19 protein-coding genes and 1 pseudogene are annotated in these 19,376 nt (G+C 51.0%); 2 read left to right on the forward strand and 18 right to left on the reverse strand.

The features are described from left to right. Nucleotides 1–167: 167 nt before the first annotated feature. Nucleotides 168–962: an inositol monophosphatase family protein gene (locus IUJ45_RS05010; protein ID WP_002234194.1), complete on the reverse strand. Its 795-nt coding sequence runs from the start codon at nt 960–962 to the stop codon at nt 168–170. A 19-nt stretch (nt 963–981) separates the two neighbouring features. Between IUJ45_RS05010 and IUJ45_RS10975 the strand changes: the two genes are divergently transcribed. Together IUJ45_RS10975 and IUJ45_RS05015 are read left to right on the forward strand one after the other, a co-directional pair. Then, entirely contained in the window at nt 982–1,113 is a 132-nt protein-coding gene (locus tag IUJ45_RS10975; RefSeq protein WP_259676726.1) for a hypothetical protein, read from the forward strand. A gap of 57 nt (nt 1,114–1,170) precedes the next feature. Continuing rightward, complete coding sequence (locus tag IUJ45_RS05015) at nt 1,171–1,896, forward strand: 16S rRNA (uracil(1498)-N(3))-methyltransferase (RefSeq protein ID WP_002245219.1); 726 nt, start codon at nt 1,171–1,173, stop codon at nt 1,894–1,896. 1,934 nt (nt 1,897–3,830) lie between these two features. Here the strand turns inward: IUJ45_RS05015 and IUJ45_RS05020 are convergent. The 17 genes and pseudogenes from IUJ45_RS05020 to IUJ45_RS05100 all read right to left on the reverse strand — a co-directional run bounded on the left by IUJ45_RS05020 (nt 3,831) and on the right by IUJ45_RS05100 (nt 19,316). After that, nucleotides 3,831–4,637 carry a glycosyltransferase family 25 protein gene (locus IUJ45_RS05020; RefSeq protein WP_002249799.1) on the reverse strand — a complete coding sequence of 269 codons (807 nt, stop codon included), beginning with the start codon at nt 4,635–4,637 and terminating at the stop codon, nt 3,831–3,833. Then, nucleotides 4,637–5,726 (reverse strand): annotated as a pseudogene (locus tag IUJ45_RS05025) (glycosyltransferase family 2 protein). Before IUJ45_RS05025 ends, IUJ45_RS05020 begins: the two are co-directional and overlap by 1 nt. Nucleotides 5,727–5,742: 16 nt before the next feature. Continuing rightward, entirely contained in the window at nt 5,743–7,806 is a 2,064-nt protein-coding gene (glyS, locus tag IUJ45_RS05030; RefSeq protein WP_002247158.1) for a glycine--tRNA ligase subunit beta, read from the reverse strand. Between the two features lie 20 nt (nt 7,807–7,826). Next, on the reverse strand, nt 7,827–8,237 hold the full coding sequence (locus IUJ45_RS05035; protein WP_002247152.1) for a 50S ribosome-binding protein YggL: 411 nt from the start codon (nt 8,235–8,237) through the stop codon (nt 7,827–7,829). Nucleotides 8,238–8,313: 76 nt separating this feature from the next. After that, on the reverse strand, nt 8,314–9,219 hold the full coding sequence (glyQ, locus tag IUJ45_RS05040) for a glycine--tRNA ligase subunit alpha (protein ID WP_002218046.1): 906 nt from the start codon (nt 9,217–9,219) through the stop codon (nt 8,314–8,316). A gap of 404 nt (nt 9,220–9,623) precedes the next feature. Further along, complete coding sequence (locus IUJ45_RS05045; protein WP_002247173.1) at nt 9,624–10,046, reverse strand: F0F1 ATP synthase subunit epsilon; 423 nt, start codon at nt 10,044–10,046, stop codon at nt 9,624–9,626. A 10-nt stretch (nt 10,047–10,056) separates the two neighbouring features. After that, nucleotides 10,057–11,454, reverse strand: a complete 1,398-nt coding sequence (atpD, locus tag IUJ45_RS05050) for a F0F1 ATP synthase subunit beta (RefSeq protein ID WP_002247157.1) — start codon at nt 11,452–11,454, stop codon at nt 10,057–10,059. A 37-nt stretch (nt 11,455–11,491) separates the two neighbouring features. Beyond that, complete coding sequence (gene atpG / locus IUJ45_RS05055) at nt 11,492–12,367, reverse strand: F0F1 ATP synthase subunit gamma (RefSeq protein ID WP_082308643.1); 876 nt, start codon at nt 12,365–12,367, stop codon at nt 11,492–11,494. Nucleotides 12,368–12,391: 24 nt separating this feature from the next. Continuing rightward, complete coding sequence (gene atpA / locus IUJ45_RS05060; RefSeq protein ID WP_002246458.1) at nt 12,392–13,939, reverse strand: F0F1 ATP synthase subunit alpha; 1,548 nt, start codon at nt 13,937–13,939, stop codon at nt 12,392–12,394. A gap of 10 nt (nt 13,940–13,949) precedes the next feature. Beyond that, nucleotides 13,950–14,483, reverse strand: a complete 534-nt coding sequence (locus IUJ45_RS05065) for a F0F1 ATP synthase subunit delta (protein WP_002221463.1) — start codon at nt 14,481–14,483, stop codon at nt 13,950–13,952. A gap of 4 nt (nt 14,484–14,487) precedes the next feature. Then, a complete protein-coding gene (locus IUJ45_RS05070; protein ID WP_002214796.1) occupies nt 14,488–14,958 on the reverse strand; it encodes a F0F1 ATP synthase subunit B in 471 nt (156 codons plus the stop codon). Between the two features lie 70 nt (nt 14,959–15,028). Next, on the reverse strand, nt 15,029–15,265 hold the full coding sequence (atpE, locus tag IUJ45_RS05075) for a F0F1 ATP synthase subunit C (RefSeq protein WP_002214801.1): 237 nt from the start codon (nt 15,263–15,265) through the stop codon (nt 15,029–15,031). Nucleotides 15,266–15,321: 56 nt separating this feature from the next. Beyond that, nucleotides 15,322–16,188 (reverse strand): F0F1 ATP synthase subunit A, encoded by an 867-nt coding sequence (atpB, locus tag IUJ45_RS05080; protein WP_002214802.1) that lies wholly within the window; start codon nt 16,186–16,188, stop codon nt 15,322–15,324. Next, complete coding sequence (locus IUJ45_RS05085) at nt 16,178–16,531, reverse strand: ATP synthase subunit I (protein ID WP_002221465.1); 354 nt, start codon at nt 16,529–16,531, stop codon at nt 16,178–16,180. Before IUJ45_RS05085 ends, atpB begins: the two co-directional genes overlap by 11 nt. 377 nt (nt 16,532–16,908) lie before the next feature. Beyond that, complete coding sequence (locus tag IUJ45_RS05090) at nt 16,909–17,874, reverse strand: IS30-like element IS1655 family transposase (RefSeq protein ID WP_002246242.1); 966 nt, start codon at nt 17,872–17,874, stop codon at nt 16,909–16,911. 108 nt (nt 17,875–17,982) lie between these two features. Further along, the gene (locus IUJ45_RS05095; protein ID WP_002219872.1) at nt 17,983–18,321 is read right to left on the reverse strand and encodes a hypothetical protein; all 339 of its coding nucleotides are present in this window, start codon (nt 18,319–18,321) and stop codon (nt 17,983–17,985) included. Between the two features lie 134 nt (nt 18,322–18,455). Next, on the reverse strand, nt 18,456–19,316 hold the full coding sequence (locus tag IUJ45_RS05100; protein ID WP_002214806.1) for a ParB/RepB/Spo0J family partition protein: 861 nt from the start codon (nt 19,314–19,316) through the stop codon (nt 18,456–18,458). Between the last annotated feature and the right edge of the window lie 60 nt (nt 19,317–19,376).

Here is a 19,376-nt window from a genome sequence, read left to right on the forward strand (position 1 = left end):
TTCATACCAAGGGTAAGTATGAATGGTCAATACATTGCGGGAAAACGTCTTACTTGCTGCACTGCCGAAAAGGGAGAAACGGCAGCGGTAATCAGCGGAAAGGATTGTACCCGAATTAATGTTAAGAAACGTTAATCGCGAAAATATATTAACAAACCTGTTGAAACCTATTGGTTTTCCCGTATCCACCCGACCCAGCGTTCAAACAGCTTCGGTTCGAGCGCGGCAACGACCGAGCGTTTGAACACGTGTTCACCACTCCAAAACCCGTCGCCTTCCAAAGTCGTCAGCCTGCCGCCCGCCTCCTCAAAAATCAACGCGCCGGCGGCATAATCCCACAGCTTCTGCCCGCCGTGGACATAAACATCATAACGCCCGCACGCCAGATAACACCAATCCAACGTACTGCTGCCCATACTGCGTATCGTCCCGAAAGGCGCGAGCGTACTCATGCGGCTGGACAGTTTGCCCGAACGCAGATATTTGATTTCCACACCCGCAATTGCCTCATTCAACTTCTTATCCACGAGACGCAAAGGCAGGCGGGTTCCATTAAGAAACGCACCCTGCCCCCGTTCGGCATAAAAACATTCGCCGCTGACCGGATTGTAAATCACACCCAATTCGGCGCGCCCGTTGCGGACAAACGCCACCGACACGGCAAAATGCGGCAGCCCGTTGACAAAATTGTTCGTCCCGTCTATCGGATCGACAATCCACAGCCCCTTTTCCCCCGAATATTGTTCCCACAAAGCCGACTGTTCCTGCCGCGACATTTCCTCGCCCAACATCGGGCAATCGATCAGAAGCGGCAACGCGGCGGCAAAAGCCGTCTGCGCGGCAATGTCCGCCTCGCTCAACATCGAACCGTCTTCCTTGCGGTGAGACGGCGTATTCAAAAAACGCGGCATAATTTCGGTTTGCGCGATATGGCGCACGACTTTCTGCAAACGGTGTAACACTTCCTACTGTCCTCATATTTTGAACTTGCGGCACGCGAACGTATATAGTGGATTAAATTTAAATCAGGACAAGGCGACGAAGCCGCAGACAGTACAAATAGTACGGCAAGGCGAGGCAACGCTGTACTGGTTTAAATTTAATCCACTATAATGTCCGTTTCCATCACGCCGCTGCGACAGATTATAACCGTCCGAACCGCCAAAAACTATGCCCCGATTCTACCTGCCCGAAAACCTTTCCGTCGGACAAACCGTCGCCCTGCCCGACAACATCGTCCGCCACCTCAACGTCCTACGCGTCCGCCCCAACGAAAACATCACCCTCTTCGACGGCAAAGGCAAGGCACACGCCGCACAGCTGACCGTTTTGGAAAAACGCCGCGCCGAAGCCGAAATCCTGCACGAAGACACAACCGACAACGAGTCCCCGCTCAACATCACACTGATACAATCCATCTCCTCCGGCGATCGCATGGATTTCACCCTGCAAAAAAGCGTCGAACTCGGCGTAACCGCCATACAGCCCGTCATCAGCGAACGCTGCATCGTCCGCCTCGACGGAGAACGCGCCGCCAAACGCCTCGCACGCTGGCAGGAAATCGTCATCTCCGCGTGCGAACAAAGCGGCAGGAACACCGTTCCCCCCGTACTGCCCATCATCGGCTACCGTGAAGCACTCGACAAAATGCCGTCTGAAAGCACCAAGCTGATTATGAGCATCAACCGCGCCCGCAAACTCGGCGACATCCGCCACCCGTCCGGCGCAATCGTCTTTATGGTCGGGCCCGAAGGCGGCTGGACAGAACAGGAAGAACAACAGGCATTTGATGCCGGCTTCCAAACCGTAACATTGGGCAAACGCATCCTGCGCACCGAAACCGTCGCCCTCGCCGCCCTCGCCGCGATGCAGACGCTTTGGGGCGATTTCGCATAAACAGAAATGCCGTCTGAAACCCGTTCAGACGGCATTTTGCAGCCGATTAAGATAGTAGGTTCAAATAAGATTTCCCCCGCCGTCATTCCCGCGAAAGCAAGAATCTAGAAACGAAAAACTACAGGGATTTATCCGAAACAACAAACCCTCTCCGCCGTCATTCCCGCGCAGGCGGGAATCTAGAAATTTAACGTTGCGGTGATTTATCGGAAATGACTGAAACTCAACGAACCGGATTCCCACTTTCGCGGGAATGACGAAGTGGAAGTTACCCGAAACCCAAAACAAGCGAAACCGAACGGACTAGATTCCCGCCTGCGCGGGAATGACGAGATTTTAGGTTTCTGTTTTTGGTTTTCTGTTCTCGCGGGAATAACGGAATTTTAAGTTTTAGGAATTTGTCGGAAAAACAGAAATCCCCCCTCCGTCATTCCCGCGAAAGCGGGAATCTAGAAATTTAACGTTGCGGTGATTTATCGGAAATGACTGAAACTCACCGGACTGGATTCCCACTTTCACGGGAATGACGAAGTGGAAGTTACCCGAAACCCAAAACAAGCGAAACCGAACGGACTAGATTCCCGCCTGCGCGGGAATGACGAGATTTTAGGTTTCTGTTTTTGGTTTTCTGTTCTCGCGGGAATAACGGAATTTTAAGTTTTAGGAATTTGTCGGAAAAACAGAAATCCCCCCCGCCGTCATTCCCGCAAAAGCGGGAATCTGGAAATTTAATGTTGCGGTGATTTATCGGAAATGACTGAAACTCAACAGACTGGATTCCCGCCTGCGTGGGAATGACGAGATTTTAGGTTTCTGTTTTTGGTTTTCTGTTCTCGCGGAAATAACGAAATTTTAAGTTTTAGGAATTTGTCGGAAAAACAGAAATCCCGCCGCCGTCATTCCCGCAAAAGCGGGAATCTAGAAACGAAAAACTACAGGGATTTATCCGAAACAACAAACCCTCTCCGCCATCATTCCCGCAAAAGCGGGAATCTAGAAATTTAATGTTGCGGTGATTTATCGGAAATGACTGAAACTCAACGAACCGGATTCCCACTTTCGCGGGAATGACGAAGTGGAAGTTACCCGAAACCCAAAACAAGCGAAACCGAACGGACTGGATTCCCGCCTGCGCGGGAATGACGAATTTTAGGTTGCTGTTTTTTGGTTTTCTGTTTTTGCGGGAATGACGAGATTTTAGGTTTCTGTTTTTGGTTTTCTGTTCTCGCGGGAATAACGGAATTTTAAGTTTTAGGAATTTGTCGGAAAAACAGAAATCCCCCCCGCCGTCATTCCCGCAAAAGCGGGAATCTAGAAATTTAACGTTGCGGTGATTTATCGGAAATGACTGAAACTCAACGGACTGGATTCCCGCCTGCGCGGGAATGACGAGATTTTAGGTTTCTGTTTTTGGTTTTCTGTTCTCGTGGGAATAACGGAATTTTAAGTTTTAGGAATTTGTCGGAAAAACAGAAATCCCCCCGCCGTCATTCTCGCAAAAGCGGGAATCTGGAAATTTAATGTTGCGGTGATTTATCGGAAATGACTGAACCTCAACGGACTGGATTCCCGCCTGCGCGGGAATGACGAATTTTAGGTTTCTGTTTTTTGGTTTTCTGTTCTCGCGGGAATAACGGAATTTTAAGTTTTAGGAATTTGTCGGAAAAACAGAAATCCCCCCGCCGTCATTCCCGCGCAGGCAGGAATCTAGAATTTTAATGCGGCAAGAATTTATCGGAAAAAACCGAAGTTTAAAGACCTAGATTCCCGCCTGCGCGAGAATGACGAGATTTTAGGTTTCTGTTTTTGGCTTTCTGTTTTCTCGGGAATCACGAATTAGGGCTTACCCGAAAACAAGTGAAACCGAACAAACCGGATTCCCCGACATAAATTTAGGGACAGCGCACACCCGCCAAATAAGGAAAGGCCAAAACCTATTCAAACGGGACAACGTGCCGCCCGAGGTGTTTTTCCAATTTTTTCTGACGTTTCCGTTCCCTCGCCCTTTCGATTTCCCTGCCGATTTTTCCCAAAGCGCGTTTCAACAAAACCTTCGGGGAGCGGCGGTTGCGGTACGATTCCTGCCTGCCGTTTTTCAGTTGGCTGGGCAGGGTTTCGCTTTGGACGCACAAGGCGGGGGTCAGTTGGCAAACCGTCATCCCCCCTTTGTCGAGAAAACTACTGAAGAGCATCCAATCCACCGCCTTCAGGCGTTCAGACGGCAAAACGGCAAACCTGTCCAAAAAGAAACGCATCGCCTTTCGGGAAATGATATAGCCCGCCGTCCCCCAGTGTTCGCTTTCCAACAGCGGAAAGGCACGCCCGCAGTAGTCCGCCACGCCGGAGGGCGAGGTCAGGACGTGCATAAACATCGTTTCCAAGCGGACGATAAAGGCGGAATCGGGGTCAAAGCGTTCTTGCAGCCAAGCGTCTTCGGCAAGGAATTTCTCCGCGCCTTCGCCGAGCAAGACATCATCTTCAAATACGGCGATATACGGCAGACCTTCGTCCAATGCCTGTTTCCACAATACGGCGTGGCTCATAAAGCAGGCTTTTTCCACTCCGCTCAAATAGGGGTGCGCCGACAAACCGGGTACGAGTTCCGCCATTGCCTGTTCCAGCCTTTCAGACGGCATCAGTGCGTCGAAAAACTGAAACGGGATGCCGCGCACGCCGAAGGTATCGGTAATGTGCGCCCTGCGTTCTGCGGCGGAAGCTAAGCTGATAACGTGGTTTTGCATTAAATCTCCTGTTCTTTCCCTGCCGAATCCGACCGCGCCTGCCGGCGGTTTTTAATCAGCCGGTGCAAAATGCCGAAGTATTGCCTCATGGTAAACAGCCGCCTCATCTTGCCGTCTGCCGCGAAATCCAGCCACGCGCCGGCGGGCGGCGTGTCCGTCCGTTTGAAGCATTGGTACAAAAACCGGCGGGCGCGTTCAAAATCTTCTTCCGGCAAATGTTTCTCCAGCAATTCATACGCTACTGCTTTTATTTGGCGGTATTCAAGGCTGTCGAACCGGGTTTTAAAACCCATAGACTGCAAAAAATCGTTTCTGGCGGTTTTTTGGATGCCTTGCGCGATTTCGTGTTGGCGGATGCTGTATTTGGATGAAACCTGATTGGCGTGAAGGCGGTATTTGACCAAGGCTTCGGGATAATAAGCCAGCCTGCCCAATTTGCTGACATCGTACCAAAATTGGTAATCTTCCGCCCAATCCCGCTCGGTGTTGTAACGCAATCCGCCGTCAATGACGCTGCGCCGCATAATCATCGTGTTGTTGTGTATGGGGTTGCCGAAAGGGAAAAAGTCGGCAATATCTTCGTGCCGGGTCGGCTTTTTCCAAATTTTGCCGTGCCTGTGATGCCGCGCCAGCCGGTTGCCGTCCTTTTCTTCCGACAAAACTTCCAGCCACGCGCCCATCGCGATGATGCTGCGGTCTTTTTCCATCTCGCCCACGATTTTCTCAATCCAGTCGGGGGGCGGCAATATCGTCGGCATCGGTGCGTGCAATATATTCCCCCATTCCTGACTTTGCCAATTCGTCCAGCCCGATGTTTAAAGAGGGAATCAGGCCGGAATTTTGAGCTTGTGCAAGGATTTTGATACGGCTGTCCCGCTTTTGAAAATCCTTGGCAATGGCAAGCGTACCGTCTGTCGAGCCGTCATCGACAATCAAAATCTCCAAGTTGCGCCAAGTCTGATTCACGACGGTGGCTAATGATTGGGCGAAATATTTTTCTACGTTGTAGGCGCAAATCAATACGCTGACTAAAGGCTGCAATTTATTCTCCCGATAGGCACGATGCCGTCTGAAGGCTTCAGACGGCATTTGGACTGTACAACGGTTACTCGCCCAAAAGCGCGATGTCGGCTACCGCGTTCATTTGCTCTGCCAAGCGGTTCAGCAGGTTCAGGCGGTTTTGTTTTACGGCGGCATCTTCCGCCATTACCATCACGCCGTCAAAGAATGCATCGACTTGCGGTTTGACGGAAGCCAGTTCGGACAAGGCGGTTTGGAAATTGCCTTCGGCAACAGCGGCGGCGATTTTCGGCTGCAAGCCTTGCGCAGCGGCAAAGAGGGCTTTTTCTTCGTCCTGTTGCAACAGGCTTTCGTTAACCACGCCCAACTCGGCATCGGCTTTTTTCAGCAGGTTTTGCACGCGTTTGTTGGCGGCGGCGAGCGCGGCGGCTTCGGGCAGCTGTTTGAACGAGGCAACGGCCTGCAGTTTGGCCACTACGTCGTCCAAACGGCGCGGCTGTTTCGCCAATACGGCGGCAACGATGTCTTGCGGATAATCGTTTTGCAGCAACACGGCCAAACGCGCCTGCATGAAGTCGGCGGTTTCAGACGGCGTTTTTTCGTTGAGCAAACCTTTGGGGAAGCTGTCGAATGCCGTCTGAATCAGTTCGTTTACGTCCAAACCGTACTGCATCAGCATACGCAAAATACCCAATGCGGAACGGCGCAGGGCGTATGGGTCTTTGTCGCTGGTCGGAATCAGACCGATGCCCCAAATGCCGACCAGGGTTTCCAGCTTGTCGGCAAGTGCAACGGCAGTGGCAATTTTGCTTTCGGGCAGCTTGTCGCCGGCAAAACGCGGTTGGTAATGTTGCTCGACGGCTTCGGCGATTTCTTCGGTTTCGCCGTCCAAGCGGGCATAGTATTTGCCCATCGTGCCTTGCAGTTCGGGAAACTCGCCGACCATTTCGGTTACCAAGTCGGCTTTTGCCAAACGCGCGGCGCGTTCGGCTGCGGCGGCATCCGCGCCCAATGCTTTGGCGATATGGGCGGCGATGCTTTGCAGGCGTTCGATGCGCTCGGCCTGCGAACCGATTTTATTGTGGTAAACCACGCCGGACAATTTCGGCAGACGGCTTTCCAAAGTCGCTTTTTGGTCTTGTTTGTAGAAGAACTCGGCATCAGACAGGCGTGCGCGCAAGACGCGTTCGTTGCCTTGGATGATGTGTGACGGGTCTTCGGTTTGCAGGTTGGACACCAGCAGGAAGCGGTTCATCAGCTTGCCGTTTTGATCGAGCAGCGGGAAGTATTTTTGGTTTTGCTGCATGGTCAGAATCAGGCATTCTTGCGGTACGGCGAGGAAGTGTTCTTCAAAACCGGCTTCCAAAACAACAGGCCATTCGACCAGCGCGGTTACTTCGTCCAACAATGCTTCATCGGCGGCGACGGCGGCGTTCAGACGGCGCGCCTGCCCTTCCAATGCCGTCTGAATCGCAGCTTTGCGCTCGGCAAACGAAGCGACGACTTTGCCTTGCTCGCGCATTTGTTCGGCGTAGCTGTCGGCGTTTTCAATAGTGATTTCGCCGTCGGAGAGGAAGCGGTGCCCCAAGGTTTTGTTGCCGCTTTGCAGGCCCAAAACGCTGACGTTCACAATGTCGCCGCCGTGCAGCACAATCAGCCCGTGGACGGGGCGCACGAAGGTAAACGTGCTGCTGCCCCAACGCATCACTTTCGGAATCGGCAGTTTTTTCACTGCGGCATTGATGATGTCTTCCAAAAGTTCGCCCAACAGTTTGCCGGTTTGGACGTATTCGTAGGCGTACACATCCTGTTTGCCGTCGTGGACGATGGTCAAGTCTTCGATTTTCGCGCCCGCACCGCGTGCGAAACCTTCCAAAGCCTTGGTCGGCGCACCGTCTTTTACGGCATTCGCCACGGCAGGGCCTTTTTTCACGATTTTCTGGTCGGCTTGAACGGCTTTGACGTTTTTGACTTGAACCGCCAAACGGCGCGGAGAAGCGTAGGCAGTGTATTCAGCTGCGCCGTCAACCAGTTGCGCTTTTTCCAAGCCTTCGGCAACGGCGGCGGCAAAATGGTTGCCCAGATTATTCAGGGCTTTGGGCGGGAGTTCTTCAGTGAGAAGTTCAATTAAAAGGGTTTGGGTCATCATTCGGCTTTCTTTGAATTTGGTTAATCTGCCTGTTTATAGGTTTCGCTGTAATTTTCCCAGCCGTCATCCCCGTAAAAACCGTCAACCAGCGGGGTGGCGTGCAAAGTGGCGACATCTTCGCGGTCTGCCAGCCAAGAGATAATGGCTTTTTTCTCGGTTTCTCCCAAGCTTCGGGCGCCGGATTTTTGAAACAGGCACGAAAAATCGCCGCAATCGCCCCCGCCCGCCATTTCCAAGCCGTTTACCACAAGATACGCAATCAGCTCGTCCATAAAGCGGCCAAACGCTTCGGCATCGTCCTCAGCTTGGTGCAAACTGCCTTGAACGCCGAAAATCAATGCTTGAAACTCGCCCAAATGCAGCTTTTTATGCTGGCGGCGGTTCATTTTGTGCAGGCGTTTCCTGCTTGGGGTGCGGAAATAGACAGGCATGATTTTCCTAAAAAATATAATGGCTTCCGGACGGCTGCCTTATCGTGCCGCCCGAACGTAAAAAATCGTCGCCCCCTTAGGCGGCGTTTGCCTTCATTAAAGGGAAGCCCAGTTTTTCGCGGCTTTCAACATATTTTTGCGCCACGGCGCGGCTCAATGCACGAATACGTCCAATATAAGTTGCCCGCTCAGTTACGGAAATCGCGCCGCGTGCGTCTAAAAGGTTGAACGTATGCCCCGCTTTGAGGACAAGCTCGTAGGCAGGCAGGGCGAGGGCGGCGTTTTCTTCGGCAAGCAGGCGTTTGGCTTGCGCTTCGTAGTCGTTGAACTGGCGCAGCAGCCAATCGGCATCGCTGTATTCGAAGTTGTAGGTGGATTGTTCGACTTCGTTTTGGTGGTACACGTCGCCGTAAGTTACTGTATTACCGTCCAGCGTTTTTGCCCAAACGAGGTCATAGACGTTTTCCACGCCTTGCAGGTACATCGCCAAGCGTTCGATGCCGTAGGTGATTTCGCCGAGTACGGGGGTGCAGTCGATGCCGCCGACTTGTTGGAAATAGGTGAACTGGGTTACTTCCATACCGTTGAGCCAGACTTCCCAGCCCAAACCCCACGCGCCGAGGGTGGGGTTTTCCCAGTCGTCTTCGACAAAGCGGATGTCGTGCACTTTGGGGTCGATGCCCAATTCGCGCAGGGAGTCGAGATAGAGGTCTTGGATATTGGCGGGAGCGGGCTTGAGGGCGACTTGGAATTGGTAATAGTGTTGCAGGCGGTTGGGGTTGTCGCCGTAGCGACCGTCTTTGGGGCGGCGGCTGGGTTGGACGTAGGCGGCAAACCAAGGCTCGGGGCCGAGTGCGCGCAGACAGGTGGCGGGATGGGATGTGCCGGCACCGACTTCCATGTCGAAGGGTTGGATGACGGTGCAGCCTTTGTCTGCCCAGAATGTTTGCAGTTTGAAGATGATTTGTTGGAAGGTAAGCATGGCTTATGATTCGATAAAATAAAGGGTTTATTTTACTGTTTCCATTGCTGTTTGGATAGGTTTATCTCAAAGACAGACTGATTTGAAAACACGGCATACATGATATAGTGGATTAAATTTAAACCAGTACAGCGTTGCCTCGCCTTAGCTCAAAGAGAACGATTCTCTAAGGTGCTCAAGCACCAAGTGAATCGGTTCCGTACTATTTGTACTGTCTGCGGCTTCGTCGCCTTGTCTTGATTTTTGTTAATCCGCTATATGTTTCGGTTAGGCGGCAGGCTGCCCTATTGAATACCTTAAAGCAGGCTATGCCTGCCAACGCCATATCCAAACACAGTCTTTAATTTAAATCCGGAAAATAAAAAGCACGACCAAACGGTCGTGCTTTTCCAAACCAAACAAGTTTATTTCTTGTGCGAACGGATATAGTCCAAAGTTTTGAGCTGTGCAATCGCAGCAGCCAATGCTTTATGCGCCTCCGCCAAAGCCTTATCGTCTTTAGCTTGGGAAATGCCCGCTTCTGCGGCTTTTTTCGCCTCTTCCGCACGTGCCTGATCCATCTCCGCACTGCGGACGGCAACATCCGCCAAGACAGTTACTTTATCAGGCTGTACTTCCAAAACACCGCCGGAAACAGCAACCAAAACCTCTTTATCCTCGCCCAGAACGGTCAAACGCAAAGCCCCCAGCCGCACCAAACTCATAATCGGCTCGTGTCGCGGATAAATACCGAGTTCGCCCTGTACAGTCGGAACAACGATAAATGTTGCCTCGCCTGAATAGATTTTCTGCTCGCTACTTACCACCTCAACTTGCATGATGCTCATGCCGACCTCCTTAGTTTAAGGTTTTCGCTTTCTCTACTGCTTCTTCAATGCTGCCGACCATATAGAATGCCTGCTCGGGCAGATAATCGTATTCGCCGTTCAAGATGGCTTTGAAGCCGGCAATGGTATCGCGCAGGGCGACATATTTGCCCGGAGAACCTGTAAACACTTCGGCAACGTGGAACGGTTGGGACAGGAAGCGTTGGATTTTACGCGCACGCATTACGGTCAGTTTGTCTTCATCAGACAATTCGTCCATACCCAAGATGGCGATGATGTCGCGCAATTCTTTGTATTTCTGCAGGGTGGACTGTACGCCGCGCGCTACGTCGTAGTGCTCTTGACCCAATACCATCGGATCCAGTTGGCGCGAAGTAGAATCAAGCGGATCGACTGCCGGGTAAATACCCAAAGAGGCAATATCGCGGCTCAATACGACGGTTGCGTCCAAGTGGGCGAACGTTGTTGCCGGAGACGGGTCGGTCAAGTCGTCCGCAGGTACATATACGGCTTGGATGGAAGTAATGGAACCGGTTTGGGTAGAGGTAATACGCTCTTGCAAACAACCCATTTCTTCTGCCAATGTCGGTTGGTAGCCCACTGCAGACGGCATACGGCCCAACAATGCGGATACTTCGGTACCGGCCAGGGTGTAACGGTAGATGTTGTCCACGAAGAACAATACGTCGCGACCTTTACCGTTTTCGTCTTTTTCGTCACGGAAGTATTCGGCCATAGTCAAACCGGTCAAAGCAACGCGCAGACGGTTGCCCGGAGGTTCGTTCATTTGGCCATACACCATAGCTACTTTATCCAATACGTTGGAATCTTTCATCTCGTGGTAGAAGTCGTTACCTTCACGGGTACGCTCACCCACGCCTGCGAACACGGACAAGCCGCTGTGCGCTTTGGCGATGTTGTTGATCAATTCCATCATGTTCACGGTTTTACCCACACCGGCACCGCCGAACAGACCTACTTTACCGCCTTTGGCAAACGGACACAGCAAGTCAATCACTTTAATGCCCGTTTCGAGCAATTCGGTTGTGGAAGACAGTTCGTCAAACTTAGGAGCGGCTTGGTGGATGGCACGACTCTTGTCGGTATCGATCGGACCTGCCTCGTCAACAGGCGTTCCCAATACATCGACAATGCGTCCCAACGTACCTTTACCTACCGGCACAGTAATGGGCGCACCGGTATTGCTCACAGTCATGCCGCGTTTCAAACCGTCCGAGCTGCCCATCGCAATGGTACGGACTACGCCGTCGCCCAAAAGCTGTTGGACTTCCAAAGTCAGACCGTTTTCGTCTAATTTCAAAGCGTCGTAAACGCGCGGAATCATGTCGCGTGGAAATTCCACGTCAACAACCGCACCGATAATTTGTACGATTTTGCCTTGGCTCATTATCGTATCCTAATTTCCGTACAGGATTCAGACGGCATCAGACAGCCGCCGCACCTGCTACAATTTCTGACAATTCCGTGGTAATCGCAGCTTGACGCGATTTGTTATATACCAAACGCAACTCTTTGATGGCATTGCCTGCATTGTCTGTTGCAGCTTTCATGGCAACCATGCGGGCTGCCTGTTCGGATGCCATATTGTCGCTCAACGCCTGATAAACCACAGACTCTAAATAGCGGCGAACCAAATATTCCAACACTGCAAGTGCAGTCGGTTCGTAGCGGTATTCCCAGCTGAACGGTGATTTGGGAGCTGAATCGCCAATCACGTTCTCACCGATAGGCAGCAATACTTCCATTCTCGGTTCTTGACGCATGGTATTGACAAAACCCGAATACACCAGATGGATTCTGTCAATTTCATGTTTCTCATACCGTTGGAAGAGTTCTGTCAAAGGTCCGAACAGCATTTCCATTTTTGGGGTATCGCCCAAATTTACGGCACTGGCAACCACATTCAGACCAATGCTCTGACACGCCATCAGACCTTTACTGCCAAGGCATACGATTTCCTCTTCAATACCTTGATTCTGATACTCTTGAACTTGTGCCAAAAACTTTTTCAGCACGTTGGCGTTCAAACCGCCACACAAACCCTTATCAGACGTAATCAAAATAAAACCGACACGTCTGATTTCCCGATGAGATTCCAGTAACGGAATACCATGATCGGTATTGGTTTGCGCAAGATGGCTCATCACCATACGCACTTTTTCGGCATACGGACGCGCCAAACGCATCCGTTCCTGAGTCTTCCGCATTTTAGAGGTTGACACCATCTGCATCGCTTTAGTGATCTTTTGGGTATTCTGAACACTGCGGATTTTGGTGAGAATCTCTTTTCCTACTGCCATTTCAGACTCCTTTCACTTCAAGCCTTATGCCTGATAGGCGTAAGAAGATTTGAAGGATTTCATGGCTGCTTCAAGCGTTTTCTCGCTCTCGTCGGACATTGCACCTGAAGCATTGACGGCTTCCAAAACTTCCGGATGTTGGGTACGGACAAAGCTCAAAAATTCAGATTCAAAAGCCAGAGCTTTGGCAACCGGAACATCAGAATACGAACCGTTGTTGATTGCCCAAAGGGTCAAAGCCATTTCAGCCGTATTCAACGTACTGAACTGTTTCTGTTTCATCAGTTCGGTTACGACTTCGCCATGCTCCAATTGTTTGCGCGTAGCTTCATCCAAATCGGATGCAAATTGCGAGAACGCCGCCAATTCACGATATTGTGCCAACGCCAAACGGATACCGCCACCCAGCTTTTTAATCACTTTGGTTTGTGCAGCACCGCCTACGCGGGATACGGAAATACCGGCATTGATTGCAGGACGGATACCGGCGTTGAAGAGGTCGGTTTCCAAGAAAATCTGACCGTCGGTAATCGAAATGACGTTAGTCGGAACGAAAGCAGATACGTCGCCCGCTTGGGTTTCGATAATCGGCAAAGCAGTCAGAGAACCGGTTTTGCCTTTTACTTCGCCGTTGGTCAATTTCTCCACTTCGTGTTCATTGACACGTGCTGCACGTTCCAACAGACGGGAGTGCAGGTAGAACACATCGCCGGGATAGGCTTCGCGGCCGGGCGGACGGCGCAAAAGCAGGGAAATTTGACGGTAAGCCACAGCCTGTTTGGACAAATCGTCATAAACAATCAAGGCATCTTCGCCGCGGTCGCGGAAGAATTCACCCATCGTACAACCGGAGTAAGGTGCGATATATTGCAATGCCGCCGCTTCAGATGCAGTTGCAGCAACCACAATCGTGTGTTCCATCGCGCCATGCTCTTCCAATTTGCGGACCACGTTGGCAATAGAAGATGCTTTTTGACCGATAGCGACATAGATACAGATAACACCCGTACCTTTTTGGTTGACGATGGCATCCAGCGCTACGGCCGTTTTACCGGTTTGACGGTCGCCAATAATCAACTCACGCTGACCGCGACCGACAGGAACCATAGAGTCAATCGCCTTCAGACCGGTTTGCATCGGCTGGTCAACCGATTTGCGCGCAATCACGCCCGGTGCGATTTTTTCGATAGGGGCGGTCAAAGTTGTATTAATCGGGCCTTTGCCGTCGATAGGCCGACCCAATGCATCAACGACGCGTCCGACCAGTTCGCGTCCGACCGGCACTTCCAAGATACGACCGGTACAGGTAACCGTGTCGCCTTCTTTAATATGTTCGTGCTCGCCCAACACTACGGCGCCGACGGAGTCGCGCTCCAGGTTCATCGCCAAGCCGAAAGTGTTACCCGGGAATTCGAGCATCTCACCTTGCATTGCATCTGACAAACCATGGATGCGAACGATACCGTCAGTTACCGAAATCACCGTACCACGGGTACGCACTTCGGCATTTACAGACAGATTTTCGATCTTGGCTTTAATCAAATCGCTAATTTCAGCAGGATTAAGCTGCATGAAAACTCTCCTAATTCGTCATAGTCGTGTACAAGGCACTCAATTTGCCTTGTACAGACAAATCCAAAACCTGATCACCCACTTCAACTTTTATGCCGCCAATCAGCTCCGGTTCGATTTCGACAGAGATTTTCAGCTCGCTGTCGAAACGCTTATTCAGCATTTGCGCCAACTCGCCGACCTGTTTGTCGGTCAACGGATAGGCACTGTAAATGACGGCAGATTTGATATGGTTGAATGATAAGGTCAAGTCTTGATATTGAGCATATACTTCCGGCAATATCGACAAACGTTTCTGCCCGGCCAAGACGATAACAAAGTTTTTCAACTCCTTGTCTTTCAAACCGACCAAATCGATGAGGATATCTGCTTTTTCTGAAGCATTCGTTTCAGGACGGTCAATCAATGAAGCCACCTTCCCTTCCTGAACAACCGCCGCAAGTTTTTCCAGTCCGCCCAACCAAGACTCAATTTGGCTTTTTTCCTGAGCCAGACCGAACAATGCCTTTGCATAAGGTCTGGCAATCGTTGCGAACTCTGCCATAAGATTACAGCTCCTGTTTCAGGGTATCGAGCAGTTTTGCGTGTTTGGAAGCATCGACTTCGCTGCGCAAAATAGATTCGGCACCTTTGACAGCCAACACGGCAACCTGCTCGCGCAGGGATTCGCGTGCGCGGAACAATTCCTGCTCCACATCGGCCTTTGCCTGAGCTGCAATGCGCGCCGCCTCGGAAGAAGCCTGTTCTTTGGCTTCTTCGACAATTTTGGCGGCACGTTTTTCGGCGTTGGCAACCATTTCGGAAACCTGATTACGCCCTTCTGCCAAGAGTTCTGCAACCTTTTTTTCAGCCTGCTCGAAATCGCTTTTACCACGCTCGGCAGCTGCCAAGCCTTCGGCGACTTTTGCGGCACGCTCATCCAAAGCTTTTGCAATCGGCGGCCACACGAATTTCATGGTAAACCATACCAAACCGAAAAAGACGATGATTTGAGCGAATAATGTTGCATTGATATTCACGTTACTTAACCTTCGTATTGGGGTTAATCAAACAGGCTGCGCCTGTACGGAACGGACGAATCCGTCCTGATTATGCACCTGCAAACGGGTTAACGAAGGCGAACAGCAGTGCAATGGCGACACCAATCAAGAATGCGGCATCAATCAAACCGGCAATCAGGAACAGTTTGGTTTGCAGCGGACCGATCAGTTCGGGCTGACGGGCAGAAGACTCCAAATATTTAGAACCGACCATTGCGATACCGATAGAGGCACCCAGTGCGCCCAATGCAACGATCAAACCACATGCGATAGCAATCAAACCCATTTTAAACTCCTTAAAGAAACAAAGGTTAAACTACAAAAACAAACTACTTAGGAAAATCAGTGCGCATCATGTGCCTGTCCGATATAGACGAACGCCAACGCCATGAAAATAAACGCCTGCAGGGTAATCACCAAAATATGGAAAATCGCCCATGCCAAACCGGCAATAATGTGGAATACAAACAGAATCGGATCCATGACTTCGACGCTGCCGGAAGCCGCCCAAGCACCGCCAAGCAAGGCTATCAACAAGAATACCAACTCGCCTGCATACATATTGCCGAACAACCGCATACCGTGGGATACGGTTTTAGAAAGAAACTCGACCAAATTCAGCAGGAAGTTCGCAGGTGCGAGTTTTGCACCGAACGGCGCGCTGAACAACTCGTGAAACCATCCGCCCAATCCTTTGATTTTGATGTTGTAATAGATACAAATCAGCAACACGCCGACAGCGAGTGCCAAAGTGGTGTTCAAATCGGCAGTCGGTACGACGCGCAACAGGGCGTGATGGTTGCCGGTAATGCCCTGCCATACCATCGGCAGCAAATCGACCGGCAGCATATCCATCGCGTTCATCAGGAAAATCCAGACAAACAGCGTCAGACCCAACGGCGCGACGGCTTTTCTAGACTTTTCGTTGTGAATGATGCTCTTACACATATCGTCCACAAACTCAAACAAGATTTCCACGGCGGCCTGGAAACGTCCGGGAACGCCTGCCGTCGCTTTTTTTGCACCGCGCCACAACAGGAAGCTGCCGATTACGCCCAACAGGACGGCAAAAAAGACGGCATCAAGGTTAATAAACGAAAAATCAGCAATGTTTTTCAGTCCCTGACCCTGAGTAACATCCGACAAACTGGTCAAGCTCTGCAAGTGGTGCTTGATGTAGTCGGCAGCGGTAATGGTTTCACCTGCCATAATCTTTCACTCTCAACAATACTAAAAAAACCAAATGGCTGACACCGAGCAGCCCCATCAGAAACGGGGCGAACACCAGCGATTGATGCCATACAGCAAATACGGCGAGCATGGACAACAGCGACAGCACTACTTTTAAAATCTCTCCGAAGACGAACATCCTGCTTTGCAGGAAGGGGTTTCCCCTGAAAAGTTTTAAAAGTAAAACTGCAACAAACGTGGGAAGCAGGTAGGACAAACCGCCACCGACCGCCGAAAGGAATCCGGCAAAACCCCATACGGCAAAGGCAACTGCGGCGCATATGGACAATACGGCGGATTGTAGGATGATAATCTGCTTCATAAAGGGAATGTTTCCGCCTCGAATTTGAGGCGCGGCTAATATAATTTAGAAGCCTTATTACGTCAAGCAATATGTTAATCTTTGTGAAACAACGTATCCCAATCCGCCGCGCTCGCCGCCTGAATAACGGCGACAGGTGTCATTCTAACACACATTACATATAATTACAGGATATTAAGGAGTTTGTCCGCAATTTCTTTACACTTTTAATGTTCTTACGTGATTTGTTTGCTTTACGTGGAAATAATAAAAAATCAACGCGAAATTGTAGCAGTTTATCGGTCGGATTGTCGGCAGTTTGGGGAATTTGCTCAATAAATAAAAGGTCGTCTGAAAATATTTTCAGACGACCTTGGATTCGGATTTCAAGTGCAACACTAGTGTATTAGTGGTTGGAACAGATTCAAGAATAAAACACTTGGCGTTTCGTAGCCAAGTGTTTTTCTTGGTCGGTGGTTCAACTCATCTTGAACCCTGCGTATCTCCCGATCACTGATGTTACGGAAATCGGTTTGTTTGGGGAAGTATTGCCGGATGAGTCCGTTGGTGTTCTCATTCAGCCCTTTCTCCCAAGAATGGTAAGGGCGACAAAAATAAGTCTCCGCTTTCAATGCTTTGGTTATTTTGGTGTGTTGGTAGAACTCTTTGCCGTTATCCATGGTGATGGTGTGCACCCTGTCTTTATGTGCCTTTAATGTCCTAACAGCTGCCCGGGCAGTGTCTTCGGCTTTGAGGCTATCCAATTTGCAGATGATGGTGTAGCGGGTAACGCGTTCGACCAAGGTCAATAATGCGCTTTTCTGTCCTTTGCCGACAATGGTGTCGGCTTCCCAATCGCCGATACGGGATTTCTGGTCGACGATAGCGGGTCGGTTTTCTATGCCGACACGGTTGGGTACTTTGCCTCTGGTCCATGTGCTGCCGTAGCGTTTGCGGTAGGGTTTGCTGCATATTCTGAGATGTTGCCACAACGTGCTGCCGTTGCTTTTGTCTTGGCGAAGGTGGCGGTAAATGGTGCTGTGGTGGAGCGTGATCTGGTGGTGTTTGCACAGGTAGGCGCATACTTGTTCGGGACTGAGTTTGCGGCGGATAAGGGTGTCGATGTGCTGAATCAGCTGCGAATCGAGCTTATAGGGTTGTCGCTTACGCTGTTTGATAGTCCGGCTTTGCCGCTGGGCTTTTTCGGCGCTGTATTGCTGCCCTTGGGTGCGGTGCCGTCTGATTTCGCGGCTGATGGTGCTTTTGTGGCGGTTCAGCTGTTTGGCGATTTCGGTGACGGTGCAGTGGCGGAACAGGTATTGGATGTGGTATCGTTCGCCTTGGGTCAGTTGCGTGTAGCTCATGGCAATCTTTCTTGCAGGAAAGGCCGTATGCTACCGCATACTGGCCTTTTTCTGTTAGGGAAAGTTGCACTCCAAATGCGAATCCGCCGACCTTTTCCGAATAAAGGATTAGCAACGGCCTGCCGCTTTAAGCAAAGCATTGCATTGACTTTTGCCTTTGTGCGTTCCGCCTCCCAAACAAATTGCATCGGAAGTGGTAACGCCGATTGTGCTGATTACACTGGTAACATAGCATTGGCTCACGCGCTTACCCACAGTTGCGGTAAAGTTGATGCGTATGCCTTCATTGCTGCGGTTGCTGATTTTTACGGCATTTGGGCTGACGCCCAAGGCAAACGCGGCACGTTCCTGAAGTTTCTGGTCGGAAACGGTTACATTATTGATTGAGCCGCAACCTGCTAATGCCAACGCAACGAACGCAGCCGAAACGATGATGCGTGTGTTCATAATTTCCTCGAAAATTAAAAATGAAAACAGGAAAACGATTCTTACGTGAAGCAGAAAAATGTCAATAGAATTATATTTCCCACTTAAAATCTGGAAAGCTATTCTCTATATTTCAGACGGTATATCCCGCAAAATTAAGGTCGGTAATCTATGCCCAACTGCTTCAAGATATGGTCGAAGGTTTCGGGCGTGTCGAAATGCAGGATGATTTTGCCTTTTTTATGGTTGGCGGTTTTGATTTCGGCGTTGACACCCAGTTTTTCAGTCAGCAAATCATTCAGGCGGCCGATGTCGGCGGCGGCAGTCTTTTTGGGCTCGGGACGTTTGTTTTGAAGGGCGGCTTGGCTGCGGCGTTCGACTTCGCGCACCGACCAGCCGTTTTTGACGGCCTTTTGCGCCAATTCGAGCTGTTCGACGACGGGCAGGGTCAGCAGTGCGCGGGCGTGCCCCATTTCGAGGCGGCGTTGGTAAAGCATTTCCTGCACGGGTTCGGGCAGGCTTAAAAGGCGCAGGCTGTTGGAAATCGCGCTTCGGCTTTTACCGACGGCTTGGGCGATGGTTTCGTGGGTCAGTCCGAACTCGTCGGCAAGGCGTTTCAAGCCTTGTGCTTCTTCGATGGGGTTGAGGTTTTCGCGCTGGAGGTTTTCGATCAAACCCATTGCCAATGCGGTTTCGTCGCTGATGGTTTTGATAACGGCAGGGATTTCGGTCAGACCGGCAATCTGTGCGGCGCGCCAACGGCGTTCGCCTGCAATCAGTTCGTATCGGGACAGTCCGTGTTCGCGCACGATGACGGGCTGTATCACGCCTTGCGCCTTAATCGAATCTGCCAGCTCCTGCAAGGCTTCGTCATCGATTTGAACACGCGCCTGATAGCGGCCGGGCCGGATATCTTTAACCGCAACCGTGGTCAATCGGTCGCCGCTGCTGTTGTCTGCGCCGTTGGCGAGCAGCGAATCCAAACCGCGCCCCAATCCGCCTTTTACTTTTGCCATACCGCCCTCCCGTGCCTATTCAGATAGGATGTTAAATCGGATATTTTATCGGATATTGGG

Source organism: Neisseria meningitidis (assembly GCF_022869645.1).
In the GTDB taxonomy this organism is placed as follows: Bacteria; Pseudomonadota; Gammaproteobacteria; order Burkholderiales; family Neisseriaceae; genus Neisseria; species Neisseria meningitidis.